Annotated in this window: 25 protein-coding genes and 4 pseudogenes; 10 read left to right on the top strand and 19 right to left on the bottom strand. The window is 36.3% G+C overall.

The window, feature by feature from the left end; genetic code table 11:
* The first annotated feature begins 204 nt into the window (after positions 1 to 204).
* Together K6959_RS07045 and K6959_RS07040 are read left to right on the top strand one after the other, a co-directional pair.
* Entirely contained in the window at positions 205 to 1,350 is a 1,146-nt protein-coding gene (locus tag K6959_RS07045) for a CapA family protein (protein ID WP_223088016.1), read from the top strand.
* Between the two features lie 227 nt (positions 1,351 to 1,577).
* The gene (locus K6959_RS07040) at positions 1,578 to 2,378 is read left to right on the top strand and encodes a CPBP family intramembrane glutamic endopeptidase (RefSeq protein ID WP_163243270.1); all 801 of its coding nucleotides are present in this window, start codon (positions 1,578 to 1,580) and stop codon (positions 2,376 to 2,378) included.
* Between the two features lie 79 nt (positions 2,379 to 2,457).
* On the opposite strand, the gene K6959_RS07035 is transcribed toward K6959_RS07040, so the two are convergent.
* The 8 genes from K6959_RS07035 to acnA all read right to left on the bottom strand — a co-directional run bounded on the left by K6959_RS07035 (position 2,458) and on the right by acnA (position 9,220).
* Entirely contained in the window at positions 2,458 to 2,880 is a 423-nt protein-coding gene (locus K6959_RS07035) for an acyl-CoA thioesterase (RefSeq protein WP_163243269.1), read from the bottom strand.
* Between the two features lie 111 nt (positions 2,881 to 2,991).
* Positions 2,992 to 3,231 (bottom strand): small acid-soluble spore protein Tlp, encoded by a 240-nt coding sequence (tlp, locus tag K6959_RS07030; RefSeq protein ID WP_163243268.1) that lies wholly within the window; start codon positions 3,229 to 3,231, stop codon positions 2,992 to 2,994.
* Positions 3,232 to 3,415: 184 nt separating this feature from the next.
* Positions 3,416 to 4,162, bottom strand: a complete 747-nt coding sequence (locus K6959_RS07025; protein WP_262421912.1) for a group II intron maturase-specific domain-containing protein — start codon at positions 4,160 to 4,162, stop codon at positions 3,416 to 3,418.
* Between the two features lie 540 nt (positions 4,163 to 4,702).
* Entirely contained in the window at positions 4,703 to 4,846 is a 144-nt protein-coding gene (locus K6959_RS07020) for an acid-soluble spore protein N (protein WP_163243337.1), read from the bottom strand.
* Between the two features lie 59 nt (positions 4,847 to 4,905).
* Complete coding sequence (locus tag K6959_RS07015) at positions 4,906 to 5,031, bottom strand: FbpB family small basic protein (protein ID WP_163243336.1); 126 nt, start codon at positions 5,029 to 5,031, stop codon at positions 4,906 to 4,908.
* A 93-nt stretch (positions 5,032 to 5,124) separates the two neighbouring features.
* Positions 5,125 to 5,625, bottom strand: coding sequence for a peroxiredoxin family protein (locus tag K6959_RS07010; RefSeq protein WP_163243335.1), 501 nt, complete (start codon positions 5,623 to 5,625; stop codon positions 5,125 to 5,127).
* Between the two features lie 41 nt (positions 5,626 to 5,666).
* Positions 5,667 to 6,083, bottom strand: a complete 417-nt coding sequence (locus K6959_RS07005; RefSeq protein WP_223088015.1) for a hypothetical protein — start codon at positions 6,081 to 6,083, stop codon at positions 5,667 to 5,669.
* A 428-nt stretch (positions 6,084 to 6,511) separates the two neighbouring features.
* The gene (acnA, locus tag K6959_RS07000; protein WP_163243333.1) at positions 6,512 to 9,220 is read right to left on the bottom strand and encodes an aconitate hydratase AcnA; all 2,709 of its coding nucleotides are present in this window, start codon (positions 9,218 to 9,220) and stop codon (positions 6,512 to 6,514) included.
* A gap of 518 nt (positions 9,221 to 9,738) precedes the next feature.
* Here acnA and K6959_RS19570 point away from each other — a divergent pair.
* A pseudogene (locus tag K6959_RS19570) lies at positions 9,739 to 10,074 on the top strand (transposase); the annotation flags it as partial.
* 244 nt (positions 10,075 to 10,318) lie between these two features.
* Here the strand turns inward: K6959_RS19570 and K6959_RS06990 are convergent.
* Positions 10,319 to 10,579 carry a hypothetical protein gene (locus K6959_RS06990; protein WP_163243332.1) on the bottom strand — a complete coding sequence of 87 codons (261 nt, stop codon included), beginning with the start codon at positions 10,577 to 10,579 and terminating at the stop codon, positions 10,319 to 10,321.
* Between the two features lie 180 nt (positions 10,580 to 10,759).
* On the opposite strand from K6959_RS06990, the gene K6959_RS06985 reads away from it, so the two are divergent.
* Complete coding sequence (locus K6959_RS06985) at positions 10,760 to 10,906, top strand: small acid-soluble spore protein P (RefSeq protein ID WP_163243331.1); 147 nt, start codon at positions 10,760 to 10,762, stop codon at positions 10,904 to 10,906.
* Positions 10,907 to 10,945: 39 nt separating this feature from the next.
* Here K6959_RS06985 and selA read toward each other — a convergent pair whose 3' ends face one another.
* Positions 10,946 to 12,361, bottom strand: coding sequence for an L-seryl-tRNA(Sec) selenium transferase (gene selA, locus K6959_RS06980; RefSeq protein ID WP_163243330.1), 1,416 nt, complete (start codon positions 12,359 to 12,361; stop codon positions 10,946 to 10,948).
* 101 nt (positions 12,362 to 12,462) lie between these two features.
* On the opposite strand from selA, the gene K6959_RS06975 reads away from it, so the two are divergent.
* From K6959_RS06975 to selD, 3 genes and pseudogenes are all read left to right on the top strand, one after another.
* Positions 12,463 to 12,852 (top strand): Hsp20/alpha crystallin family protein, encoded by a 390-nt coding sequence (locus K6959_RS06975; protein ID WP_163243329.1) that lies wholly within the window; start codon positions 12,463 to 12,465, stop codon positions 12,850 to 12,852.
* Between the two features lie 101 nt (positions 12,853 to 12,953).
* On the top strand, positions 12,954 to 13,652 hold the full coding sequence (locus K6959_RS06970) for an aspartate/glutamate racemase family protein (RefSeq protein WP_223088014.1): 699 nt from the start codon (positions 12,954 to 12,956) through the stop codon (positions 13,650 to 13,652).
* Positions 13,653 to 13,776: 124 nt separating this feature from the next.
* A pseudogene (gene selD / locus K6959_RS06965) lies at positions 13,777 to 14,844 on the top strand (selenide, water dikinase SelD).
* Positions 14,845 to 14,892: 48 nt separating this feature from the next.
* Here selD and K6959_RS06960 read toward each other — a convergent pair.
* Positions 14,893 to 15,336: a hypothetical protein gene (locus K6959_RS06960; protein WP_163243326.1), complete on the bottom strand. Its 444-nt coding sequence runs from the start codon at positions 15,334 to 15,336 to the stop codon at positions 14,893 to 14,895.
* A gap of 787 nt (positions 15,337 to 16,123) precedes the next feature.
* Here K6959_RS06960 and K6959_RS06955 point away from each other — a divergent pair.
* Positions 16,124 to 17,368, top strand: a complete 1,245-nt coding sequence (locus K6959_RS06955) for an MFS transporter (RefSeq protein ID WP_223088013.1) — start codon at positions 16,124 to 16,126, stop codon at positions 17,366 to 17,368.
* Between the two features lie 181 nt (positions 17,369 to 17,549).
* Here K6959_RS06955 and K6959_RS06950 read toward each other — a convergent pair whose 3' ends face one another.
* Positions 17,550 to 18,404: a MurR/RpiR family transcriptional regulator gene (locus K6959_RS06950; RefSeq protein ID WP_223088011.1), complete on the bottom strand. Its 855-nt coding sequence runs from the start codon at positions 18,402 to 18,404 to the stop codon at positions 17,550 to 17,552.
* Complete coding sequence (locus K6959_RS06945) at positions 18,397 to 19,752, bottom strand: aspartate aminotransferase family protein (protein WP_223088334.1); 1,356 nt, start codon at positions 19,750 to 19,752, stop codon at positions 18,397 to 18,399. Before K6959_RS06945 ends, K6959_RS06950 begins: the two co-directional genes overlap by 8 nt.
* Positions 19,753 to 20,340: 588 nt before the next feature.
* On the opposite strand from K6959_RS06945, the pseudogene K6959_RS18925 reads away from it, so the two are divergent.
* Both K6959_RS18925 and K6959_RS18920 read left to right on the top strand, forming a co-directional pair.
* Positions 20,341 to 20,624 (top strand): annotated as a pseudogene (locus tag K6959_RS18925) (IS1595 family transposase); the annotation flags it as partial.
* 33 nt (positions 20,625 to 20,657) lie between these two features.
* Entirely contained in the window at positions 20,658 to 21,176 is a 519-nt protein-coding gene (locus K6959_RS18920) for a general stress protein (protein ID WP_163243323.1), read from the top strand.
* A 73-nt stretch (positions 21,177 to 21,249) separates the two neighbouring features.
* Here the strand turns inward: K6959_RS18920 and K6959_RS18915 are convergent.
* From K6959_RS18915 to K6959_RS06930, 6 genes and pseudogenes are all read right to left on the bottom strand, one after another.
* A pseudogene (locus K6959_RS18915) lies at positions 21,250 to 21,405 on the bottom strand (IS200/IS605 family transposase); the annotation flags it as partial.
* Between the two features lie 204 nt (positions 21,406 to 21,609).
* Positions 21,610 to 21,960: a group II intron maturase-specific domain-containing protein gene (locus K6959_RS18910; RefSeq protein WP_262421968.1), complete on the bottom strand. Its 351-nt coding sequence runs from the start codon at positions 21,958 to 21,960 to the stop codon at positions 21,610 to 21,612.
* 26 nt (positions 21,961 to 21,986) lie between these two features.
* Positions 21,987 to 22,256: an RNA-dependent RNA polymerase family protein gene (locus K6959_RS18905; protein ID WP_262421910.1), complete on the bottom strand. Its 270-nt coding sequence runs from the start codon at positions 22,254 to 22,256 to the stop codon at positions 21,987 to 21,989.
* Positions 22,213 to 22,794, bottom strand: coding sequence for a reverse transcriptase domain-containing protein (locus K6959_RS18900; protein WP_262421909.1), 582 nt, complete (start codon positions 22,792 to 22,794; stop codon positions 22,213 to 22,215). Before K6959_RS18900 ends, K6959_RS18905 begins: the two co-directional genes overlap by 44 nt.
* 684 nt (positions 22,795 to 23,478) lie before the next feature.
* Positions 23,479 to 25,455 (bottom strand): TRAP transporter permease, encoded by a 1,977-nt coding sequence (locus K6959_RS06935; RefSeq protein ID WP_223088009.1) that lies wholly within the window; start codon positions 25,453 to 25,455, stop codon positions 23,479 to 23,481.
* 65 nt (positions 25,456 to 25,520) lie between these two features.
* Complete coding sequence (locus tag K6959_RS06930) at positions 25,521 to 26,516, bottom strand: TAXI family TRAP transporter solute-binding subunit (RefSeq protein ID WP_223088007.1); 996 nt, start codon at positions 26,514 to 26,516, stop codon at positions 25,521 to 25,523.
* Positions 26,517 to 26,670 lie beyond the last annotated feature (154 nt).

Below are 26,670 nucleotides of genomic sequence, written 5' to 3'. Positions count from 1 at the left end.
TCTCAGTTAGTTTAAACATTTTTTTACCCCGTTATTTTATTACTATTGGTTTTCCCAATTAAAGATGTAACGATCATTAAAAAGATTGCTAATTTATGTTACATTTTTTAAATGAGAAGAAGCTTTTTTGGCATAAATATATTATAGTATTAATACAATATTTTTTAAAATATACTGCTCACGGTATTTTTCAAGGAGAAAAGTATGAATAAAAAACGAATATTTATTAGTTCAATTGTTAGTATAGTCATTATTTCCTTTGCCTATTTACTCATTAACGTGGATCCAAAAAATAAACATCCGTCTTCAAAAAACACCACGATGCAAATACGAAAGCCAATCCATATTAATGAAAAAAAATGGTCAACTACAGTTACGCTTAGTGCAATTGGAGATATTCTAATTCACGATCGGGTATATGAAGATGCTCGTATAGAAAATGGCTATGATTTTAAACCGATGCTTCAAGGGGTAAAAGAATATTTACAAAAACCCCATTTATTATTAGCCAATCAGGAGACTATTTTAGGGGGGATTGAAATTGGCTTATCAAGTTATCCATCATTTAATAGTCCGCATGAAGTTGGAGATGCTTTAATTGATTCTGGAGTCGATATTGTCTCAACAGCGAATAACCATACCCTTGATCGCGGAGAAAAAGCGATTATCAATGCGATCAATTATTATGAAAGCACAGGATTACCGTATGTAGGCCATTTTAAAGATGACAAAGACCGGCAAACGTTACGGATATTAACGACTAACGGTATAAAAGTTGCCTATCTTTCCTATACATACGGGACAAATGGCATTCCAGTGCCTGAAGGAAAAGAACACCTTGTTAACTTAATTGATAAAGAGAAAATGAAGGATGAAATCCATCGTGCGAAAGAACAGGCAGATATTGTCGTAATGAGCCTTCATTGGGGGAATGAATACCAGCGTCTTCCGACTGAAGAACAAAAAGAACTCGCACAATTTTTAGCCGACGAAGGAATTGATATTTTATTCGGTCACCACCCACATGTTCTTCAGCCAATGGAATTTTTAAAAGCGAAGGACGATAGAAATGTATTCGTTGTTTATTCATTAGGAAACTTCTTATCAGGACAAATGTGGGATTATAAAGATATCGGTGGGATCGCTTCAATTGAAGTGACAAAAAAGGTTCATCAAGATAAGACTAATATAAGCTTAGCCAACCCGCAATTTTTTCCCACATACGTATCTAGTTCTAACTTACAAAACTATCGCATAGTTCCTCTTGAAAATGCTGATAAAGCCGGGTTAACAAATGCGAAAGAAAAATATAATGAGATCATGAACCATATGTTTCAATGGCTCAACTAAGACGGCTGATTAACAGCTCATGAATGAGGAGTTCTATTCATCTTTCCGGGTTTCTTGCAAATATTGACTTTGTCTATACACTAAAATGGCTCAACTATTTATGATGAGCCATTTTTCAATGAAACGAATACTTTAGTAAATTAATGAATGATCATAAAATCTCAACATTTGAATGGTAAAATAGACTTACGCCATTGACAAGGATCAGGGAAAAAGGAGAAACATAAATGAAAGGAACTCAATATCCTATAACAGTCTCATCAATTTTACTGAGTGCCGTTTTTTTATTGATGTATTTATTTTTTCAATTACAACTTTATAATGGAACTTTTTTAATCATGTTCGTTCTTCTTTTATCAATCGTGTTTTTAAAAGAAAAAAACCGTGTGTTTGCTTGGACAATCATCGCTTTTTTTCTTGGAGAAATGTTATTGCTGTACGGAAATCAACTAATAGATCAGCTACCGATTTCACATAGCTGGTCAGAAGTTGTAAAGAGCTTACTTATTCTATTTCCCCTGCTGTTTATCTTTTACATATCTAAAAAGTTTAAAGTAAAATTTAATATTTACAATCGTCGTCCGAAATGGGAAAAAGCATTTTCACTTCGTTTCTCAGAGAATCGAAGTCATGTTATTCGTGTCAAACAGCTTTTTATTGCCCTATGGATTATTTTTTTAATTGTCTTCTTTTTACTGATCATGAGAGGAAATGTCGAACTATTAAATAAAGAAATCCTGTTCGGAATGATTGTCTTTTCAATTGTAAACGGAATATTAGAAGAAATCTTGTGGCGTGGGGTTTTATTAACGAAGTTTGTTTCCATTGTCGGTGAACATCTCGGTCTTCTTTTTATAAGTATCGCCTTTGGATTTTCCGTCCTTTCAGTTGAACACGCACTTGCTTTTGTCCCCGTCTTTTTTATCATCGGGTTATTGTTCGGTAAATTAACTGTAAGTGCCAAGAGCATCATAGTAGCGATTAATTTACATATTGTTTTTAACCTTTTAATGTTTCTAACACATTGACTTGCCTTAACCTTAATGTGGCTGCAATGAATGCCACATTAAGGCGTCTAACTATAAAAACAGCAGACATGACCATTATCTAAGCATGCTTTTTCGCTTTTTCATATGCTAAATGCCATTCAGGATAAGACCTTTTAATTGAAATCGGTTTAAACGTGGCTTTTTTCACACAGACGTGCTTTGAAAAACCCATAACCGCTAACTCTCCCGTTTCAGTAAAAATTTCATAACCATATGTCACTTTAAAACCGTTGTATTCTTCAATCCATGTTTTTATTTTAGCAGTTTCTCCGTAGCGAAGTGGCTTTTTATACGAGGCTTCAATATCAATAACTGGAGAAATAATGCCATCCTCTTCCATTTTAGCATAATTAAAACCTAGATCTTTTACTAGCTTTGTTCGTCCGAGTTCCATCCAAACTAAATAATTTGCGTGATAAACAACTCCCATTTGGTCTGTTTCTGCATAGCGGACTTCGACTTCTTTTGTTGATACTAACATTGTTTTTTCCCCTTTTCAGTACAAATATAAATTTTTAATTTCCAATTCTATACTAGCACAAATTTTCTGTACATGAAGGAAAAAGAAAAAACCTATCCAAAAACGGATAGGTCAAAATTCTTCATTTTGATCTTGCTGTGCATGTGCCTCGTCTTTTATTTCTTGACGCATTGCCTCAATACTTTCTCGTCTCCGTTCATTTTTTTCAGCAATTTCTGCTCGATTCTCACCATTTGATAACTGCATTGTCTCTTCTGCCAGCTCTATATTTTCAATCGTATTTTGAACCATTTCTTGAAGCTTTTCAACATTGTCACTGCGATCATCTGGTTTTGATTTATTATTTGACACGTCATTTCCTCCTTTTTTTTAGATCTACACTGTTAGTTTGTGAAGGAAAAAAAATATTATAACAGCTGATTTTAAGTTTTATTCGTAATCAAACATTAAATTTAATCGAGTAGAGAGGAAAGTTATTTAACTTCCCATCCCTCTCACACCATCGTACGTACGGTTCCGTATACGGCGGTTCAACTTATATTGCAGTATGAACTTCTAAGTAATAATCTAAGGCAAAGGGGATTCCTCTTTGCTTTAGACGTTTATTTGATAATGCTGTTTGAACAACTTTCGATAGCCCTATGTACCGATATCCTTTTCGGCAATAGGTCAGTCCTTTGGCTTCTTCTTCAGGTACACCCAATTGAATAAGTGATTGGATTCGCTTCTTATTACTTTTCCATTGTTTCCAAATGATGACTCGTAACCTAGAGCGCAATTTCGCATCAGTAGTTGTGAGTATCTTTTTCAACTTCGCGATTTTAAAGTAGTTCACCCATCCGTAAATAACTTGTCTTAATTTCATTATCCTATTATTTAGGGAGACTCCTTGGTTGCGTTTCGTTAGCTGTTTTAGCTTTCTTTGGAATTTCCGTACCGAATCTTGATGCGCTCGTGGTTGATATTTTTTCGTATGCGTATCATAATAGAATCCAAATCCTAGAAATTTCGTATTTCCTGGTCTTGATATTCTACTTTTCTCTGCGTTTACGATTAACCCAAGTTTCTTTTCGATAAAATTTGTGATAGATTTCATGACACGATTGGCTGCTTTTTCACTTTTGACGAAGATGATGCTATCATCCGCATCTCTGACGAAATTTAGATTTCTTGCTTCTAATTCCTTATCTAATTCATTAAGCATGATGTTGCTTAATAGCGGACTCAGGTTACCACCTTGCGGTGTTCCAATGGGAGTGTTTTCACGTTTCCCATTCACCATTACTCCACTTGTTAGATATTTTCGTATGTGATATGACATCGCCATCCTTGATTGTATAAGAAATTATTCTCATTAACTTATCATGATGGACAGTATCAAAGAAGCGTTCTAGGTCAATATCAATTAACCACGTGTTGGTTTCTGCTGACTTCTCACGATAAACCTTATTCGACCAGTTTTCTTTATAGGGGACTCCTCAACTGTTCGTGAGACCTCCCAAGGTAAGACATTTATCTTTCCTCTTTTTATCTGCCTGATTTACTTCACAGAGTTACGCACATCTTTTGGACTTTGACTTGTTTAGTAGTCTTATCCTTCTGTAAAGCCTTGGTATCAGATTTCTGTTCGTCAGACCAAGATTTTGGTACACGCTTCCTTCAGCTCTTGCCTCACGACAAGCACCTTGCGCTTCCCTAGTGGTTGGATGATGTGTTCCCCCACAGTGGACTTGCACCACCTAGATAAATGCCATGCCTGGCACACTAATAAAAAGCACTCGAACGACGTCAAGTGCTATCATGATATAAAAATCTATTTCATTTATTCACCTTTAGTTTGAATGACTTGTGCATGCTGACCTGATTGGTCCTGCATCTTTTTTCCTTTATTTCCTCCAAAACCGCGCGGCTGTGTCCCAATATGGTTTGGAACGAAATGCTTTCTGCTTCCTTTCGGATTACCCATTATGATCCCCTCCATATTTTAAGGGTTCCCCTTACAACTTAGAATCATAATTGGTAAATCTATGCTTTAAGTCGTTTTTCTTCAATTCGTTCTTCAATTTTTTCTAACGCTTCGCGGTCTTTTAACAGCTGACGCTTATTTTCTAGTACAAGTTCAGCAAAGGAACGTTTCCGTGGCTTTCTCATTGTTTTCACCTTCCTTTAAAACCATTGTAACAGCTATTCTCCCCAAATTTCGTTAGAATTATTACAACTTTTCGAAAATTTAATTTAAGTTATTTATTTCAAATCATTCATACTCTTTTTCATCATTTGTAACGACATAGCACCTGTATATTTTTGACGAATCACACCTTCTGAATCGATAAAAAATGTTGTAGGGATAGATAAAATTTTATAAGTTTTCATCACGCTTTCTTCTTCATCTAATAAAACTGGAAAAGTAGCGCCCATTTCAGTCATAAACCCTTGAACATCTGCACCCGGATCAAGATTTACAGCTAAAATAACTTCATCTGTCCCCATTTTTTCATAAAATTTCTGCATATCAGGCATCTCAGCACGACAAGGAGGACACCAAGTTGCCCAAAAATTTAATATCACTTTTTTTCCTTTGTAATCAGAAAGCTTTACTGTCTCCCCTGTCAATGTTTTTAATTCAAAATCAGGTGCTTTATCTCCAATTTGTATTCCTGTCTTCGGTTCCCTTTCCATTGCCTGTACAATTACTGTTGTTAGCAGCCCGAATAAAATGATAGCAGCAATCACTTTTTTAATCATATAATCCTCCTTATGTATTCTTTTCCATTTAATATTGTACCCTAAAAAAATAGGAAAAATAAGGTTCTGAAAACCCAAAAAGAAAGAAAAAACGTAGCAATTATGTAAATTAACCCTTTAAAAACAATAACAGGCAGCCATTTTTCCTTCTTCATTTTCCATACTACATAAAAAAAAGCTGCGGAAACTCCTAAAAAAGCTCCTTTTATCCCACCAGTGAAATAAAGTAATCCAAGTGGATTATCAAAAATAAGTGCAGGTTTAAATAGAGCAAGGCTAAATTTATATATCAAAAAGCCAATTATTAGTGCATTAAAAATAGTATCGAGGAAACTCGTTTGAAATTTCCTATCTTCTTTTGTCCAATTTTTAATCACGATATATGTAATCATTCCTGAAAAAAGTATCATGATCCATTCATATTTTATTGTAAAAGCTCCTAGTTGAAACGCTCCCATATCGATCTCCTCACTCACTTATTTAGTTATGATTAACATATCGAAATTGAAGTGAGAACGCAAAGGAAATACACCGTATCTATATATCGTGTCAGACCGTTACCGTTAACAATGCTCGTATTCTTCGTTGTAACTCTGTACTTCCAATTTTCCGTCTCGTACTGCACGCCTAGACCGACAAAGTGCTTTCAATAGTCAGAGAGCATTTGCTTCAAATAATGACTTGTCTACAAGCTTAAGCACTCTATTTACATATAGTGCACACTCACTTTTTTATACGGACTTATAAACTATACGCCTCCTGTTACGTGCCTTGACTGCCAAACATGCAAGTCAAAAGGAAGCGATTTAAATTTAAATTTTTGTCTATAACATCAGAAAAACACCATATACTGTGATATGGTGTTTTTCTTTCATTTATGTTTATATTAAGCTTTAAGCTTATCGCGAAGTACCATTTGTAAAATACCACCGTGGCGGTAATAATCAATTTCAACTTCAGAATCAAAGCGTACAAGTACTTCAAATTCTTTTTTGTTGCCTTGTTCATCAGTAGCAGTCACTTTCACGATATCACGAGGTTTTACATTTTCATCGATTTGGACATCAATTACTTCTTTACCTGTAAGTCCAAGAACATCTGCGTTTTCTCCGTCCTTAAATTGAAGCGGAAGAACACCCATTAATACAAGGTTTGAACGGTGAATACGCTCAAAGCTTTCCGCAATTACTGTTTTAATACCTAGTAAATTTGTACCTTTTGCAGCCCAGTCACGAGAAGATCCCATACCGTAATCTTTTCCTGCAAGGACAGTTAAACCTGTTCCATCTTCTTTGTATTTCATGCATGCATCATAAATAGCCATTACTTCACCAGTTGGCCAGTAAGTAGTGAAGCCGCCTTCAGTGCCAGGAGCAATTTGGTTACGAATACGAATGTTTGCGAACGTACCGCGCATCATCACCTCATGGTTACCGCGACGTGATCCATAAGAGTTAAAGTCACGAACTTCAACGCCATTTTCACGCAAATATTTTCCTGCAGGAGTATCCTTGCCGATTGCACCAGCAGGTGAAATATGGTCAGTTGTGACAGAGTCACCGAATTTACCAACTACACGTAATCCAGATAATGGTTTTACTTCGTCTGGATTAGGTTTTAAACCTTCAAAGAAAGGCGGGTTTTGAATATAAGTTGAGTTTTCATCAAACGTGTAAAGCGGCTCATTGCTTGTTTTAATTTCATTCCAACGAGCATTATCATCGAATACACGTTCGTATTCTTTACGGAATAACTCAGGGGTCACAGTACGTTTGACAACATCGTTAACTTCTTCTGTAGTCGGCCAAATATCATTAAAGAAGACGTCATTTCCATCTTTATCTTTTCCAATTGGATCATTTTGCAGATCAACATCAACTGTACCAGCTAATGCATACGCAACTACAAGCGGTGGTGAAGCTAAGTAGTTTCCTTTAATTAACGGATGGATACGTCCTTCAAAGTTACGGTTCCCTGAAAGAACTGATGTAGCTAGCAAATCATTTTCAGCAATTGCTTTTTCGATTTCTTCTTTTAATGGACCAGAGTTTCCGATACATGTTGTACAACCGTATCCAACAACATTGAAACCAATTTCCTCTAAATATGGAAGCAAGCCAGAATCACGAAGATATCCAGTAACAACTTTTGAACCCGGTGCTAAAGATGTTTTAACAAATTTCGGCACTTGTAAACCTTTTTCGACAGCTTTTTTCGCTACAAGACCTGCACCTAACATGACGTAAGGATTAGATGTATTAGTACAGCTCGTAATTGCTGCGATTGCAATTGCGCCGGTTTTCATTGTAGCTTCGTCACCGTTTTCAAATTTAACGGCTACTTCTTTATTTAATTCAGCTTCCTCAAGTCCAAAACCTTGGTTACCCATTGGAGCACTTACAGCATCACGGAATGATTTTTGCATCATTGATAAAGGAATTAAATCTTGTGGACGCTTTGGACCAGAAAGATTTGCTTCAATTTCTGAAAGATCGATTTCCACTACATTTGTGTACATCGGTTCAACAGATGGATCGAAGAACAATCCGTTTTCTTGACAATATTTTTCAACAACCGCAATATGCTCGTCATCACGGCCTGTTAAGCGCATGTAATCAAGTGATTCTGCATCAACAGGGAAGAAACCGCAAGTGGCACCGTATTCAGGAGCCATGTTTGCAACTGTTGCCCGATCAGCAAGTGGAAGTGTTGATACACCAGGACCGAAAAACTCAACAAACTTGCCTACAACACCTTGTTTACGAAGAACTTGTGTTACTTTTAAAGCAAGGTCTGTAGCAGTTGCACCATTTGGAAGTGTTCCAGTTAGCTTAACTCCGACAACTTCTGGTACAGGGAAATATGAAGGCTGGCCCAGCATACCTGCTTCAGCTTCAATTCCACCTACTCCCCAACCAAGAACACCGATACCGTTAATCATTGTTGTATGAGAGTCTGTTCCTACTAAAGAATCAGGGTATGTTTCATACTCACCTGCTTCTGTTTCAACCGCATGAACAACATTTGCTAAATACTCAAGGTTCACTTGGTGAACGATTCCTGTTGCTGGTGGCACTGCCCGATAGTTATTAAATGCTTTTTGGGCCCAGCTTAAAAATTGATAACGCTCAGCGTTACGCTCAAACTCTAATTTCATATTTGCTTCAAGTGCATCTGAAGTACCGAATTTATCTACTTGAACAGAGTGGTCAATAACGAGATCAACAGGCTTTTCAGGGTTTATTTTATCAGGATCTCCACCCAGATCAGCCATGGCTTTCCGTAATGACGCAAGGTCAACAACTGCTGGAACACCTGTGAAATCTTGAAGGATAACACGTGATGGCTTAAATGGAACGTCAATTTCCTTTACTTCGTTTGTTCCCCATTTTGCTAAGTTTTCTACGTGTTCTTTTGTAATCACACGACCGTCTAATTGACGAAGAACAGATTCCAGTAATACTTTAATCGAATAAGGAAGCTTAGAAACTTTTCCAACACCTGCTTTTTCCAGGGCGTCTAAGCGATAATAATGGTAACGTTTGCCGTTTACATCAAAGGATGCACGGGAGTTAAAAACATCGTTCTTTTCCATAAGTACGATCCCCTCTTTCTTAATCTTACATAAAATAATAGAAGTTATTGAAAAGCTCGAACTTCTCCCATCTAACTTTTCACACATTATTTATCTTAATACAACCTGTTACATAAGTAAATAACAAGAAAGTTATTGTTTTTGATAAGTTTAACTTATGTGGGAGATATCATATAGCTTTATTGTAACGCATGATCTTAAAAGGTAGCTAGTAAGTTGATTTATGATCCTTTCACTTATCGCTAAAATAAGCCCAACAAAATGTGAGGGCACTGAAAAAGTCCTTAAAATTTCATAGCGAGTAGGTGAACGACTTGCGTTCATCTACTCGCCTTTTGAAACCCGTTAATTTCCGTTTCAGGCGAACGCATTCCACGGGCGGGCGAGCCTCCTCCTTCGCTTCGGGCGGGGTCTCGTCTGTCTCGCTTTCCCACAGGAGTCGCCGTCTTCCACTCCAATCAACTAGCGTGCTCTCTCCATAAATTTCAACCCAAGAAACGCTCAATTTAAGTCCCTATATGGTAATTTGTGATCTCGTCATGCCAAAAAGATAACAGGCTTCGTCAAATGAATGAACTTGGCGATTTTTCGTTTATATGAGAGGAGCTAAAAACGAAATACTGTTTGAATAATGGTCGAATTGCAATTTTTCCTATCGTATGTTTAAGGATTTATTATTAAAGGGGATTCATGATATCTCAGACGCTGATTTAGTAGAGCGTTCTAAAATATGATATGTCCTTAAATCCTTCTTAGATTTGGCACTAGAAGATGACGTAATCGATCCAAGTTCCCTGCAAAAAATACTTCTAACGAGAAAAGATGAAGTAACTTACTGTAAAAAAATAATTGAAGTGATTGAAAAAAGGAAACAAGCAGGTATGAAAGTGGATACGGTTATTGGAGATACAGCTTATTCAGAGAAAGCCAATATTGAAGCTCATGGACGAAAAGAGTAAGAAATAAGTAAAGAAAGGAGGCACTTTCTATTTAAAATAGAATAGAAAGTGCCTCCTTTTTATCTTGGAAACCGTTATGATATAAAAAAACGCAAGTTTTTCAGTGCCCTCCAAAACGTCGGGCTTTAAAATGAGCCAATTATTTCATTTTATTTACTTCATTTACTATCGCCTGAAGATCTTGTTGGAATTGCTTCAGTCGAATTCGCTGTGTTTCAGACGCTACTTCAAGAGCGTTTTCTATCTGTTCGTATGCTTCATTTACTTCATTTTTTAAATGCTTTAATTGATGGCCATATGCGGCACTATCTTTAACAATATCATGAAAGAAGCCTTTTGCTTCTTCTACTCCTTGTTGGGCAGCTTGAAAAGCTTGTTGTTTATCTTTGTAGTAAGGCATTTTAATTTCTCCTCCATTTAAAAAAGCTTACCGTTAAATTGCGCAGTTTTATTAGAAATATTCAGTAGTAAAAACAGGAGAATAAAAGCTCGTTTAAACGTAAATCCCACCAAATGTTACTGTTTGATCATATGTGGATAAAAGATGATGAAAGAATCATACTACTCCCTAGGAGGGATGATGATGAATAAAAATGATGGAAAAGATATGCGTAAAAATGCTCCAAAAGGCGAACAGTCTGGTCAACCTGAACCATTAAGCGGTTCACATAAAGTGAAAAACCGCAATCATACGAGACAAAAAAACAATGCTGGTCATGACATGTAATCATGAAAAGGGCTGATCTAACATTAGATCAGCCTCAGTTTAAATAATCAGCTTTTCAATCTCCAGCAGCGCATTCAAAATAATCCTCTCTTCTTCTTTCGTAATCGTCCGTAAATCAAATAAAATTTCTTCATTTTGGATGCGTGCAATAATGGGAGGTGAATGATTCGTTCGCAAACTGCGACCTAAATGTTCAGCTGATATTTGTTTATGCCTAATTGCAGCAAGGTAAGTCGGTAATTCAACACCCGGCATCGTTCCGCCGCCCACTTGACTGACACCCTCTTTTAAGCGAACTTTGTAATGTGTTGGCTGTTGTTGTAATGTTTCAATAAACTGAATTGTTCGCTCTTTTAATTGTTCAATCGGAATGAGCAAATCACGCAGCGTTGGAATAGTTGTTACATCCCCTTTTAAATAGTCCATTAATGTTCCTTCTAATGCTGCTAACGTCATTTTATCGACACGGACAACTCGTGCTAGTTGGTGTTTTTTTAACTGATCAATCCATTTCTTTTTTCCTGCAATAATACCTGCCTGTGGTCCCCCTAACAGTTTATCACCGCTAAAAGAAACGAGATCAACCCCCTTCTTTAGTACATCTCCGACGGCTCGTTCCTCGCCAATGCCATGCTTCTCGAAATCGTAAAGGACACCACTGCCTAAATCTTCATAAAAAATAATCCCAGCATGTTTTTTAGCTAGCGCTGCAAGCTCTTCTCGGTCGACTGACTTAGTAAAGCCAATCGTTTTAAAATTACTCGTATGTACTTTCAAAATCATCGCTGTATTTTCATTAATCGCTTGTTCATAATCATAAAGATGTGTTTTATTTGTCGTCCCGACTTCGACAAGCTGTGCACCGCTCTCTTCCATTATCGAGGAAATGCGAAAAGAACCGCCGATTTCTACAAGCTGGCCTCGAGAAACAATTACTTCTTTTTCACTGGCAAGCGCTCGCAACACTAAATAAACAGCTGCTGCATTGTTATTAACGACCATTGCACTTTCAGCGCCAGTTATTTTTGTAATTAATTGTTCAACATGACTATGTCGTGAGCCCCGTTCGCCTGCCTCTAACTCATATTCTAAATTTGAATAATGTTGGGCAGCTTCAAGAACATGTTCTGCAGCCCTGCTACTTAATCGAGCACGTCCTAGGTTTGTATGGAGGATCGTCCCTGTCCCATTTATCACCCTTTTTAATGTGTAAGAGTACTGTTTTTGCAACGTCTCACGTACAATTGAAAACAACTGTGAAATAAATTGTGCTGTTCCCGGCTTAGCACCGGACCAGCTCCCGGCAATTATTTGCTGACGCACATGATCAATTACATTCTTTACTGCTTCAGTCATAAAATTTACATCAATTTCAGCTTCTTTCATTTGCTGCTTAAATCGTTCATCCTTTTGAAGCTCATGAACGGGTGGGATATAGCGTAGAAACTGCTTCACTTTTAAAAAAATCCTCCGTCGTTATTATGGTGTCTATTATAACATCATCACAAATTGAAATGGAATGAATAGGCTAATGTAAATAAGGGGGGGATTGTGAAATGCCGAATGAAAGTAACGATCATTCACTATTACATGACTTTGAAAAATGGATGGAATGCTTTTTTCTTGATCCTCTTACCTCTCTCTTAGACCATTCAGAGTTTCGAATCGATCTTTTTGAAACAGGTGAAACGATTATTATCGAAGCATTACTGCCTCATTTCGAAAGTCATGAAATTTCAGTTCATGTAGAAAAAAATGAGCTGATCATTAAAGCCGGTTCCAATTCTAGTCCGAAGAAACGAACTGTTTCTTTCCCATTTTTACTTCAAAATAAAGAAATAACAGCAACGCTCAATAACGGCATATTAGAAGTATCAATTTCCAAACATAATGGTGGGACAGGAAAAAACCGCATTATCACAATTTCTGAAATAAATAACGACTAAATATCAATTTATATCGTTTCAACTAAATCATTTTGTTATGTTTAAACTATAGTTCAAATAGAAAGGCGGTGAACTGCTGTATATGTTGCAGCAGTAGAAACATGAAAACAATCGGCTTAATCGGCGGGATGAGTTGGGAATCGACAGGGGAATATTATCGGCTTATAAACGAGGAAGTAAAAAAACGACTCGGTGGGCTTCATTCAGCTAAATGCTTATTATATAGTGTAGATTTCGCTGAAATTGAACAATGTCAAATGAAGAATAATTGGGATAAAGCTGCAGACATCCTTGCTTCTGCTGCAAAAAAGCTTAGAAAGAGAGCAGGAGCTGATTTTCTCGTTTTATGTACGAATACGATGCATAAAGTAGCGCCAGAAATTGAAAAAGCAACAAAACTGCCACTTCTTCATATTGCAGATGCAACCGCAAAAAAAATAAAAGAACACGGTGTAAAAAAAATAGGCTTATTAGGGACATCATATACAATGGAACAAGCTTTTTATAAAGAAAGATTACTGACTAACGGAATTGATATTTTAATACCAAATAAACACGAACGTAATATAGTGAACAAAGTCATTTTTGAGGAGCTTTGTTTAGGGGATATTCGTTATCCATCTAAAGAAACGTATAAAAAAATTATCCATGACTTAATTAACGCAGGCGCTGAAGGGATCATCTTAGGCTGTACAGAAATAACATTATTAATTGATCAAGCTGATTCGAATGTACCACTATTCGATACGACTAGCATTCATGCACTTACCGCAGTTGAAAAAACGCTCCAAAATAAGTAACAAAATAAAAAGTACAAGCATACATAATGAAGCAATATGTTCGCTTGTTTTAGTAGGAAAAGCTATAATATGATATGATATTCCAGTTAAACAATTTGATGTTTCCTCAATATAAATAGGAAACATGGAGGTGAAAGAGTTGAACGAACATGAAAAAAACCGGCTGACATCGTTATCAACAAAAGCTGGCTGAGGCTGCAAAATCGGTCCTGATGACCTGGCGCAAGTGTTGCGTCTTTTACCAGAACAAGATCCTGTACCTGAATTGCTTGTCGGTCATGAAACTTCAGATGATGCTGGTGTGTATCGTTTAACTGATTCAATTGCTTTAATTCAAACGATCGATTATTTTACTCCAATTGTCGATGATCCATATATGTTTGGCCAAATTGCGGCTGCAAATGCGTTAAGTGACGTTTATGCAATGGGCGGAGAACCTAAAACCGTTCTAAATATTGTCGGATACCCTATAAAGACACTCGGAGCAGAAATGCTTGCACACATATTAAAAGGCGCCGCTGATTAAGTAAAAGAAGCGGGTGCAGTAACAGTCGGCGGGCACTCTGTAGACGATTCCGAACCGAAATTCGGTCTCTCTGTAACAGGCATTGTCCACCCCGATCACGTTTGGAAAAATGTTGGTGCAAAACAAAGCGACGTACTCGTACTAACAAAACCGATCGGTATCGGGATTATGACGACAGGAATTAAAAGAAGCGTTGTCACACCACAACAAGAAGAAAAAGTGACAAAAACGATGGCAATGTTAAATAAGGCAGCAGCACAACTGCTAAAACAATACTCCCCTCACGCCGTCACTGATGTCACAGGCTTTGGCCTCCTCGGCCACGCTAGTGAAATCGCTCGGGGAAGCAACGTCAGCTTTATCATTGATATTGAACGTGTTCCAGTTTTGGAAGGGGCCTATGAATTGGCAATAGAAAACGTCGTCCCAGGCGGATCAAAAGCAAATCATCGCTGGTTAATAGACGATGTAGAATACAAAAACATCGCTCCTCATGAACAAATTGTTCTTTGTGATGCGATCACATCAGGCGGTCTTCTCGTTTCAATGCCTGAAAATGAGGCAAAGCAATATGTTGCAGATCTTCATAAAAGCGGCTTAACAGATGCGGCAATTATTGGATCTGTAACAAAAAAAAAAGACAAATTAATCTACATAAAAAAATAAAACATAAAGCCACCTATTTTCCTAAAAATTGGTGGCTCATTATTTACCTCATGCAAAAAGAAAAATCATTACAAAAACAATGAGCGGAAAAGAAGAAATAAGTGCAATCCCCATCATCATAAATGTAGAAATATGTCTGTGAACTTCTTTTGTTATTTGCGGCTGCTGTTGCGCCTGCTTTGCAGAAATAACGACTAATAATAAACCAAACAAATATACAGCTACAGTAACAATAATATGTATGAGCATATCATCAATGGTCCCAGAAAATGTAGATAGTTTCATAATCCCAAAAATGAGAAGAATAATCGGAACAATCTCAATGACCATAATTTTAATAAAAAACTGAGTCAACGCTTTTTGAACCGTTTGTCTTTCTTTCCCTTGATCAGCAGAAACAACCTTTTCCATCAGCTGCTTAAAAACGAACGCAATTCCTAATACAGCAATTAATGATGCAAAAGTGAGCATCCATGCCGGATTTTCAAACATTTTATCCCTCTCCCCCATCAAGTATTCTTTTGTTATTTCTTATTATGAAAATAGTACCACACCTTTAAGCTTTTATTATAGCTTGTTTTTCATTAAACTGTCTAAAAACAGATAGAAGACTCATCATACTTATCTTCCTTCATTCATTTATAATATTTACTATCCATTAAAACACAGACAATGACATTGGACTATATTAATCCAGTTGAATAGCGGCTTACTGATCATCGAATGAGTTTATAATGAATATCTATTCAAGCCTACATCACCATTCTGATATCGTTTCGATCGATAGATTTCTTTTGATTTCTATCTTATCAGAATCCGTTTTATTTCTTTCAAAACAAAGTTTAACATTTCCCTCAATTTTATTTGCGATTTCTTTCAGCAAAGCTTGTGAACGCCATTAATATACTCCTTTATAACTACACCGCATAAAGTCTCCGCTTTTTTTACACTGCTCGACTCTATTTAAAATGGGGAATTACACAATCTATTTAGAAATAGATTTATTTACCAATTTTATCTTGTGTACGTAACAGTTAAAATAAAGTTTATCATGACATGTTTGAAAAACATGAATGATTGTTTCGGAATGTTACGATTTTTACATAAAGCTTAAGTCTTAAGGCTGAATTATTACAGAACATGAATATAGATGTAAATAGGATTAAAGTAATAAAATTTTCTTTTTTGGAAAATCAAAAATTTAAGAATCTTCATTCAACTACTTACCTTTTTTATTTATATACGTTAAAATTTTACAACAGGTGGAATATTTTGAGGGGTGACAATACTGGAGCAACAAATTGAAAAACAAAAAAATATGCAACAAAAAATAGTTCCTTGGATTAATTTAAACTTTCTATTTTTGTGGATCGGTTCAATCATTTCCAATTTTGGTTTACAAATGTACATGGTGACAATTCCGTTATTAATTTATCATATGTCAAAATCTCCATTAGCGATGAGCACGATGAGAGCAGTTGAGTTTTTTCCAAATATTTTGCTCGGATTAATTGCTGGTGTATTTATCGACCGTTTTTACAGAAAGAAAATAATGAGTGTAATGACATTAATCCAACTGTTTTTTGTTGGGGCGTTGTTATTACTGTTATGGATCGATCAGTTACTGATTTGGCATTTGTTTATAATCGGGTTCTTTCTTTCGGCTGCAAATTTTACGTTCATAAATACCCAGCATTCTATCGTTCCTTTAATTGTCGAAAAAAATCAATTAACAGAAGCAAATGCAAAACTCACTCTAGTATATACAGTTGTTAACTTAATTGGACCTGGAATAGCTGGGATTTTACTCGCAGTATACTCGTACAAAATTAGCTTTGCAATTTATTTCGTTTGCTTGTTTTTAATGTTTTTTACTGTCAATCTTGTTCGACTTGACAAAAACAGCGTACCAAAAAAGGAAAAGTCATCAGTCATAAAAGAAATAAAAGAAGGACTTTTCGAGCTGTTTGGAAACAAAACGTTGCTTATTCCAACGATTGTGATTTTAATTATTAACTTTTCTGCTAGTTTAATAATCGGTATAAATATTTTTTATGCTACAGAATATTTAGGGGCATCAGAAAGACAGATTGGTTATATTTTAAGCATTAGTGCAGTCGGAGGTCTGATCAGTTCACTCATTGTTCCAAAAATAACGAAAACTATAGCAAGAGGGAAAATTTTCGTCTATAGTTTATTATTTGACGCTCTCGGAGTTTTCTTTCTATTAATATCCACATCTTGGTGGGTCATGGCAATTGGATTATTTATAAGGCTGTTTGGGGTAACAACAATGTCGATTATTTACTTAACGATCCGGCAAGAACTTACTCCGAACCATTTACTAGGGAGAGTAACGAGCAGTTCTTCAATGCTCATGAGACTAGCAGCTCCATTAGGATTGTTTGTTTCGGGAATATGGGCGGAGTACTATTCTGTTAAAAATATTTATATTTTTTCAATCGCAATCGTTATTTGTTTATTTGTTATCTTAAGTACACATAAAATTAGACACTTTAAGTAGTGCAGTATGATGCTCCAACAATTATTTTAATCTCGGTTTGTCGCCAAATTTAATTTAAGTGTCCATTCTCCTAAAGACAATTTAGCGGAAGCGAATATAATTTGTATAACGAAGAATGGGAGATCATTTGTCAACAGGCCGAGATCATGTTCCAACAATTTTGTGAATTATCATCTCATGTTTATTTATGAGTAAAAAAAATATGAAAACGCTCCCATACTTCCTCTAAATTTTCTAAATGCTGTTCAATCTCGGTGCGTTTCTTTCTGCCGACAGCTGTTATTAAAGCATTAATCAAACTAAGTGGAGCTACAAAAGAATCGATGAACGAAGGCATTTCGCTAGGAGCGGTAAGGGCGACATCTGCAAATGGGATTAATGGTGAAAGTAAATGATCAGTAATCGCAATGACTTTTGTCCCACGATCCTTAGCAAATGAAACAGCTTCGATCGTATTTTGTGTATAGCGAGCAAAGCTTAAGCCTATTACAACGTCATTTTTATTTAAGCGAAAAAGCTTCTCAGAAATTCCGTGCGGATTTCGAATTAATTCTGTATTTTGAAACATTAAATCAAAATAAAATTCTAAAAATGCTCCAAGAGAAACAGCGCTTCGATTTGCAATGATAAATATTCGCTCCGCTTTTATAATACTTTGGACCGCTTCATCGAAAGCGGCGGCATTAAATTGATCTGCCATCGTTTGAATTCGTTCAATTTCTTCATGAAACATTTCATATATTGCTTTATCTTCCTTCTCATAAACATCGTCTGACAGTTGCAACCGTTCAACTGTTGTAAGTTGTCGTTTTACAGATTCCTGCATCGCTTTTTGCCATTTTGAATAGCCTGAAAAACCAAGAAAGGTTGCGAAGCGGACAACCGTCGCTTCGCTTACCCCTGCCATTTTCGCTAACTTTCCAACAGTAAAAAAAAGAACAGATTCTGTATTGCTCAATACATATTTCGCAATTTTTCGTTGTGACTTGCTCATTTCTGGTAATTTATTTGCAATTAACTTATACACTTCAACCATATCGAATTCCTCTCTCTTTAACACGTTTAATCGCTTGTTCATGAGCCGCTACTGTAAAATCAATGTCTGCTTTACTATGGGCAACTGACATAGAATATCGATTTAACGGCTTTGTATATACTCCTAATTTTAGCAATTCATAATCAATCTCTTTTCGCAATAACATATTTGCTGTTTTCAAATCACGGTAATTTTTAATGCTTTTATCTGTTAAAACAATATTAAAAATACTGCCCATTCCAATTGTCTTCATAGTGATTCCATTTTTATGATAAACAGCTTCAAGATTAGTTCGCAAAAGGTTTGTAAATTTGAGCAACTGCTCCATTACGCCTGAACTTGCCAGTACTTTAATCGTCGCAAGCCCTGCCGCCATAACGGTTGGATGCCCATTATATGTTCCGCTATGAAACACTGGGTCTTCTTTTTGCTCAGCATTAACCTCTGCAATTAAAATATCCCCTCCTCTGTCTGGAGCCATCATTTCCATAATATCACATTTTCCTCCAACAGCACCAACAGGAAATCCTCCTCCTAAAACTTTCCCTAACGCTGTAATGTCAGGAGTTATTTTATAAAGTGACTGTGCTCCGCCAACTGATAAACGAAATCCTGTTTTCACCTCGTCAAAGATGAGCAGAATTCCTAATTCGCTTGTCAGCTTTCTAACTAATTCTATAAATTCCTTTTCAGCAGGAATAAATCCTCCTTGAACTGGTTCTAATATCACTGCAGCTAATTCATCAGCATGCCGCCGTAATAATTTTTCTGTCGCTTCCATATCATTGAAAGGTAAAATAATCGTATTTTCAACATAGTATTGCGGTATTCCTTTTGAGTCTGGAACGGTTTTTGGTTTATTAGCCTGTCCTGCATCATTTATATTTGGGTTCACACTTAGCAGTACTTGGTCATAGCCACCGTGGTAATGACCTTCAAACTTTGCGATTTTTGTTTTTTCTGTATACGCTTGTGCAAGACGAATAGAAAGTAAAGTTGCTTCTAACCCTGAGTTCGTATAGCGAACCATCTCAATTCCTGGAAATATTTTCACAAGCTGCTTCGCCATTTCTACTTCTAAGTGATGAGGTGTACCAAAAACAGCCGTTCCAAAAGACGTTAATTGTTCAAATACAGCGTGATTGACTTCTGGATGGCCATGGCCAAGAATAAGCGCTCCATAACATAGTAAATAATCAACATACTCATTACCGTCTACATCCCATAAACGGCTCCCATTCCCCTTCTCCATCACGATTGGATGAGGTGCAAAATATTTAATATTTGCCGCTACCCCCCCTGGAATGACAGTTCGTGCTTCTTCGTATATCTTAGCTGAACGTTTCATGTTTTCAGAAATAAATTGATTGTTTAGTTGATTGACTTGCAATCGAAAACACCCCTTTGAAATTTATATTTCATTTAATTATTATTATGAAATATATATTTCATTATATGCATTAGTTTTTGAATTGTAAATAAAAACCGATCTAAAATATTCATTTTTCTGTCAATTCAATTTTAGAGCACGCAAAAAAGCACTTGTTGTCTCTATTAGACTATCAAGTGCTTTAAGTTCATCGGATTTTTAGTAATAGCAGTAAATTTGTAAGTTTTGTATCACCTTTATAGGTTGTGACAAATATTTCATTTACACTTGTCGTTAGTTTAATGCCAACGTTCCGTAAAACCTCATCTCTTCTAAGCTTGTACTTCTTTTTCTATTCTACTCCATTGTTTGATACTTTCCCGGGCTATTAGTATTATAATGATAAAAACAAATATACGGAAGAAGCCAAAATGAGTAAAGCCTTTAGCAATCTACTAATGCACATTGATAAATTATCAGATACGCAAAAAAACAAGAATACCAATGGTAAAACGTTATGTTCATCCTTCTTCTCCTGTTGGTGGTCATCTAATCAACGAAATGCGAGAAACTTATTTTAAAGAAGGATTGGGAAACTATCTAATTATAACAAAATATAGTAAGTATAGTATTAAAGACCTTTACCACATACAAAACGTTTACAACCTCCCCTCTCATATGAAACAATGGGTAAATTAAGTTAAAGGCGTGGCTACAAAATATCTCGACAATTACATCACTTCGTTCTTATTTATAGATTACAACACATATTTGAAATGACAGATACTTTCGACAGTTTACGCCTGTCAAAATTCAGTAGTTTTCTTATCGATCCAATTAGGGGTGTTTAACCCATTTCATATAAAAATAGGTGAGTAGTAAAGTTGAAGGAAATGTTAGAAAAAAGATTATTGTATTTATATTCAGGCGAATTATCTTCTATAATCGTTTTTGTTTTTGTCAGTTATTTATTTAATTATGCATATCCCAACCTACAATTATATTCGCTATATTCATTTTGGCTATCTTTTATCCTCTTAGAATGGCTTCTACTACAAGGAACGATTTATTGGTATGTAAAACTAAAAAGACTAAGAAACGAGAATACGTCTATAACTCCGATTAAGATTGTTCGACAGTTACATTGTTTAAAAACGCTGAATATAGTCATGATGATAACTACAATCATTGCATTTATTTTTGACTTCATTAAATGGTATCCCTCGTTACCATTAGGTGGGTTGTCAATTGCATTATTCATTTATATCTTTGCAATTTTAGAGTTTATTAACTATTTTTACATTCAACTGTCATATGATAATATCTCTGACATTAAATATTTGTTAAAAAGTAAAAAATTGAAGAAATCCTGTATGAATAAAGATTTTAAACGAATTTTATAGTTACTCTTTTGAAAAACGATTATTTGTATGCATGAATAAATTAGAACCGAATTGAGGTCCAATTTTATTCTTAATTTCTTCCTGCTGTATCTAAAAAACCTTTACACCAAAACTTTCTGTTTCCATATCGATATTTCTAATTTGCATGCCGATAAATATCATCAAACTGTTTTTTTCTTTTAAAATATCTCGCAAAAGAAGAAACATTTATTTTCGGTGGAATACTAACATATGTATATGATCCCTTACTTGGAAAATATAATAGATCTCCCCTTGGTACACAAATTTGATTGACAAACCAAAAACACCAAGAGGCCCTGAACAATAGCCTAGCGTATGGTTTTCATTTGTAATCGAGTAGAGAGGAAAGTTATTTAAACTTCCCATCCCTCTCACACCACCGTACGTACGGTTCCGTATACGGCGGTTCAACTTATATTGCAGTATGAACTTCTAAGTAATAATCTAAGGCAAAGGGGATTCCTCTTTGCTTTAGACGTTTATTTGATAATGCTGTTTGAACAACTTTCGATAGCCCTATGTACCGATATCCTTTTCGGCAATAGGTCAGTCCTTTGGCTTCTTCTTCAGGTATACCCAATTGAATAAGTGATTGGATTCGCTTCTTATTACTTTTCCATTGTTTCCAAATGATGACTCGTAACCTAGAGCGCAATTTCGCATCAGTAGTTGTGAGTATCTTTTTCAACTTCGCGATTTTAAAGTAGTTCACCCATCCGTAAATAACTTGTCTTAATTTCATTATCCTGTTATTTAGGGAGATTCCTTGGTTGCGTTTCGTTAGCTGTTTTAGCTTTCTTTGGAATTTCCGTACCGAATCTTGATGCGCTCGTGGTTGATATTTTTCGTATGCGTATCATAATAGAATCCAAATCCTAGAAATTTCGTATTTCCTGGTCTTGATATTCTACTTTTCTCTGCGTTTACGATTAACCCAAGTTTCTTTTCGATAAAATTTGTGATAGATTTCATGACACGATTGGCTGCTTTTTCACTTTTGACGAAGATGATGCTATCATCCTTGCGGTGTTCCAATGGGAGTGTTTTCACGTTTCCCATTCACCATTACTCCACTTGTTAGATATTTTCGTATGAGTGATATGACATCGCCATCCTTGATTGTATAAGAAATTATTCTCATTAACTTATCATGATGGACAGTATCAAAGAAGCGTTCTTCTAGGTCAATATCAATTAACCACGTGTAGCCTTCATTCATAAATTCTAATGCTTTAACGATTGCTTGTTCGCAACTTCTTCCTGGGCGAAATCCAAAGCTATACTCACTAAATTGTCGTTCAAATATTGGACTCAACTTTTGACTAATCGCCTGTTGAATCACACGGTCAACAACTGTGGGAATGCCTAGTTTTCTCGTCTTTCCATTATCTTTCGGTATTTCGACTCGTAACGCAGGCATTGGCTTGTATTTTCGCTTTCGGATTTGATTGCGTATGCCATCTTTATTCTTCCGAAGATGGTACGCCAAATCTTCAATGGATATACCATCTACGCCACTCGCACCTTTATTTCGATATACCTGTTTGTAGGCAGTATTCATATTTTCATTACTTAATATTTCTTCTAAAAGTTCCATACTCGTTTCTTCCTTTCCTTTTCTGTGATGAGAGACATTTCGCTTTTGAGTATCCTTTGGGATACGCCCATACTTTCCTCATTAACACATTCTGAAATTTATCTCTCATGCATCCATGGTGTTAGAAACACTATAAATTGTTCCACCCTTCATGACTTTTGTCATTACTATGGTTTCTGCTGACTTCTCACGATAAACCTTATTCGACCAGTTTTCTTTATAGGGGACTCCTCAACTGTTCGTGAGACCTCCCAGGGTAAGACATTTATCTTTCCTCTTTTTATCTGCCTGATTTACTTCACAGAGTTACGCACATCTTTTGGACTTTGACTTGTTTAGTAGTCTTATCCTTCTGTAAAGCCTTGGTATCAGATTTCTGTTCGTCAGACCAAGATTTTGATACACGCTTCCTTCAGCTCTTGCCTCACGACAAGCACCTTGCGCTTCCCTAGTGGTTGGATGATGTGTTCCCCCACAGTGGACTTGCACCACCTAGATAAATGCCATGCCTGGCACACTAAAAAAAGCAGACCAACCACATTAGTCTGCTCACATCTTGACATACACTTGTAAAAACTCATGAATGACAGATCTATTAAATTCACCTCCGCTGCTCCGGACCTTGACTTCTAATAGAAATAAACCTCCAGTTTTTTATAAAAATAAACTGTATTAATCTTCATTTTATTGACTTAAGCTAACATGATCCATTCCTCGCGCCTCTTGTGGACGGCGTGATTGAATAAATAAAATCGCTACAATAATGACGATTCCTGCAATGTCAACGATTTGGTTTGGAGTTATTAAACAAAGCCCCCCAACAGCAAGAGCTACTCTCTCCCAAAGATAAGTCTTTCTAATGAGATAACCGACCATCGCACTGCTTATACCGATCATTCCTAAAATTGCCGTTGCGACTCCAATCACTAACAGAAGCGGTTTATAATCAATTAATAATAATTGCGGATTCATCACAAATATATAAGGGATAATGTAAGCAGCAGTTGCCAATTTAAAGGCAGTAACCCCTGTCATAAATGGATTTGCTCGAGCTAAACCTGCTCCTGCATATGCTGCTAAGCAAACAGGCGGAGTTATATCGGCAACAATTCCGAAATAAAACACAAACATATGTGCAGCTAAAACAGGAACATCTAAACCCAGTATTAACGCCGGTGCTGCCATCGTTGCAGTGATGACGTAGTTAGCGGTTGTCGGCAAGCCCATTCCTAAAATGAGACAAGCAATCATTGTAAAAAATAACGTCAAAATTAAATTTCCGGCCCCCAGTGCAATAATTCCGTCTGCAATTCTGCCGCCCAGTCCTGTTTGAGCAACAACAAAGACAATAATCCCAGCCGATCCACAAGCTGCAATTACAGGTAAAGCAACTCGTGCCCCTTCTTCAAAGACGTTAATCAAGTCAAGAGGGGTCATTCGATTTTCTTTTCGAATAAGACTAACTAAAAATGAAACTAATATTGCAATAAGTGCTGCCCTTGCTGCTGTTTTCCCACTTAGAAGCGTGACAAAGATGACGACGAGCGGTAAAATTAAATACCCTCGTTCAATCATGAGCTTTTTAAAATTCGGTAGCTTATCTTTCGAAACACCAACGATTCCTAATTTTTTCGATTCAAAATGTACGCCTAAAAAAACGCCTAAAAAGTAGAGGATTGCTGGAATCATTGCAGCCAGCATAATTTGACTATATGGAGTTTCTGTATATGTCGCCATAATAAATGCAGCTGCCCCCATAATTGGCGGCATAATTTGTCCTCCCGTTGAAGCCGAAGCCTCTGTGGCTGCTGCAAACTCTGGTTTGTAGCCAGCCTTTTTCATCATCGGAATCGTAAATGAACCCGATCCTACAGTATTTGCAACTGAACTGCCAGAAACCATTCCTTGCAGTGAACTTGCGACTACAGCAGCTTTTGCTTGACCGCCTGTAAAGCGTCCAGTAAGAGCAAAGGCCAAATCATTAAAAAATTGCCCAACTCCTGTTTTAATTAACATAACGCCAAACAATAAGAATAAAAATATAAATGTGGAAGAAACTTGAATCGGTGTACTATAAATCCCTTTCGCTGTTAAGTATAAACTTGTAGTTAATTCTCCCCATGAAAAGCCTCCATGAGCAAACAGTTTTGTCGGAATGAAGTTTCCAAATAATGCATATAATAGTGCTGCCCCAGCGACAATGACGATCGGCAGACCGACACAGCGCCTCGTTGCCTCTAAAACGAGAAGCACACCAAGAGTTGCCACAATATAATCTGGAGTATTATAGCCAAAAATAATCCTTTCATTTACAAGTTCATTGTAAAATATGACATTATAATATCCGACTGACAACGCAATAAATGCTAATAATACATCATACCAAGGAACACCGTGCTGCTTTCGCTGCATTCCTTTCTTAATTGGATAAAGAAGAAATATTAATCCTAATGCTGTCCCAAGATGAATCGGACCTTGTATTCGTGCTTCAAACGCACCCCTATACCCGGTATATAAATGAAATAAAGTGAGCGAAACCGCGAGAAACATAACAATCCAGCCCCCTTTACCGAGCTTTTTTCGGTACGTGCTTTCTCTGTCGTATTTCTCCAATATTTCATCAATTTGTACATTTTCCTCAAATTTTTTATTATTTTTCACACATAACACCACCTGCGTTTTCCATTTCAGTTTTAAAAAGGGCCTTATCTAGGCCCTTTATCAATTTATTTTAATCCAATTTCTTTATAGTATTTCTCTGCCCCCGGGTGAAGTGGCAAATCTCCTAAGCCATTTAATGCATTTTCCTTTGTCATATGTTTTTCCTGTGGATGTGTATTTTCTTCAGATTTTTCAATCATCATTTTCGCTAGTTCATATGCAAGCTCATCGTTTACTGTATCAGTATTTGCTACTAGAACAGCAAAGGCTGACACTGCTTGAACCTCTTTATCAAGCCATTCGTACGTTCCAGATTCAATAGTAAAAGAAGAGTAGTCGCTGTTTTTCTCAATACTTTTTAGCTTATCTTCTGTTATTTCCAAAAACTTCATATCCTTAACCGCAGCCTGTAGCTCATCAATTCCTGCATCAGGTAAACCGAGTAAACCAAATGTTGCGTCAATTGTTCCATCTTGCATCTTTGATTTAGCATCACCAAAGCCTTCTTGATATGCGTCATAGTCCCCATCTTTAATGCCATGGGCCTCTAATATCAGCTTTGCTGCAGCCTGTGTACCACTTCCAGGCGGTCCAATCGCAATCCGCTTTCCTTTTAAATCTTCAATACTATCAATTTTAGAGCTTTCACGTGTCACGATTTGTAAAAATTCTGGATAAATATGTCCAATGTATGCGAAGTTATCAATCTTCTTTCCTTTAAAATCCCCTTTACCTGCAAAAGCCTCATAAGCAGGAAGGTTCACTGTCATCCCGAGGTCAAACTCACCGCGAGAAATTTTCGCTAAGTTTTCAACTGAAGCACCTGATTCAGTTGAAGTTACATTCACATTTTCTATATGTTTATTCCAAACATTTGCCATTTCGGCACCTAGCGGAAAATATGTTCCTCCTTGGCTACCAGTCCCCATTAATAAATCAACTTTTCCTCCTTTTGAACTACGCTCATTACTTTTATTTGTTTTTTCACCACCGCACGCTGAAGCAATGAGCAGCACAAAGGTAAGCATTAATGCTAAAGTTGAAAATTTCTTGAGCTTCATTTACATTCCCCCTTAAAATATTTATACATCCTCATAAATGAGGACAACCGCTTATTTTTGTAAGTATATGGTATATAATCCAATATAAACACTTACATTATACGATACCATATTTTTTGTCTATTTAACATAATCTTTTAAAAATTCGCTACTT

It is taken from the genome of Bacillus aquiflavi (assembly GCF_019915265.1).
Classification (GTDB): Bacteria; Bacillota; Bacilli; order Bacillales; family Cytobacillaceae; genus Bacillus_BT; species Bacillus_BT aquiflavi.
This window is presented reverse-complemented; position numbering and strand designations above follow the sequence as displayed.